The following is a 1,017-nucleotide window of genomic DNA, read 5'->3' on the forward strand; positions in this document are numbered from 1 at the left end:
GGGGCGGCCGAAGTCGGCGCTGAGGCCGCGGAAGCCGGGGCCGGTGAGGAAGTCGGTCATGCCGGCGGCGGTGCGCCACAGGTAGAAGGGGGCGTAGGCGTTGACCGGGGAGCCGAGGGTGCCGGTCTCGCGGACCAGGTAGGCCTTGATGCCGAGGCCCGGGAGGGCATCGGTCAGGTGCCCGCGGGTGGCGACCCGGTGGTGGACGATGCCCATGTCGTAGTCGGCGGGCAGGGTGATCTCGTACTGCATGGCCTGCACGGGTGCTCCCCGGTCTAGGCGGCGCGCAGCAGCGCGAGTGCGCCGCGGACGGCCTGGTGGAAGGGTTCGGGGTCGCCGGCGGCGCGGGCGAGGACGTAGCCGCCCTGGACGACGGCGACGATCGCGGCGGCGGTGTCGGGCGGGGCGCCGCCGGGGGGGGGGGGGGGGGGGGGGGGGCGCCCCCGCGGGGCCGGGGGGGGGGGGCGGGGGCGGGGGGGGGGGGGGGGGGGGGGGCCCCGGGGGGGGCGGGGGAGCCGGCGGCGACGCCCTCGGCGACGACCTCGGCGATCCGGCCGCGCAGCCAGGCGAAGGTCTCCTCGACGGGGGCGCGCAGCCGGGGGTCGGCGACGACCTCCGGGTCCTGTGCCATCCGGCCGATCCGGCAACCGCGCAGGACCTCGCGTTCGCGTTCGAGGTAGCCGGCGATCCGCTCGTAGGCGGTGCCGGGGGCTGCGAGGCGTTCCTCGGCGAGGGCACGCAGCTGTTCGGCGCTGCGGGCGAGGGCGGCCGCGGCGAGGTCGGGCTTGCCGTCGAAGTGGTGGTACATGCTGCCCTGGCCGGCGCCGGCGCGCTGCTGGATGGCGCGCGGGCTGGTGCCGACGTAGCCGCGTTCCCAGAGGAGCTCCTGGGTGCTCTCGATCAGGCGGTCCTGGGTGCTCATGGGAGCGACTGTACATACCAGTAGGTACAGTCTCAAGCGGCGGTCACGGAAACGCCACCGGGCGCCGCTCCTCCCCACGTGGGAGCGGCGCCCGG

1 protein-coding gene and 1 pseudogene are annotated in these 1,017 nt (G+C 77.2%); both read right to left on the reverse strand.

The window, feature by feature from the left end; genetic code table 11:
- Nucleotides 1-261: DUF4865 family protein (locus ABD353_RS39670; RefSeq protein WP_344628573.1), on the reverse strand; the 261-nt coding region annotated here is incomplete at its 3' end.
- A 14-nt stretch (nt 262-275) separates the two neighbouring features.
- Nucleotides 276-922: pseudogene (locus ABD353_RS40665) on the reverse strand (TetR/AcrR family transcriptional regulator).
- Nucleotides 923-1,017 lie beyond the last annotated feature (95 nt).

Source organism: Kitasatospora arboriphila (genome assembly GCF_039528095.1).
Taxonomy (GTDB): Bacteria; Actinomycetota; Actinomycetes; order Streptomycetales; family Streptomycetaceae; genus Kitasatospora; species Kitasatospora arboriphila.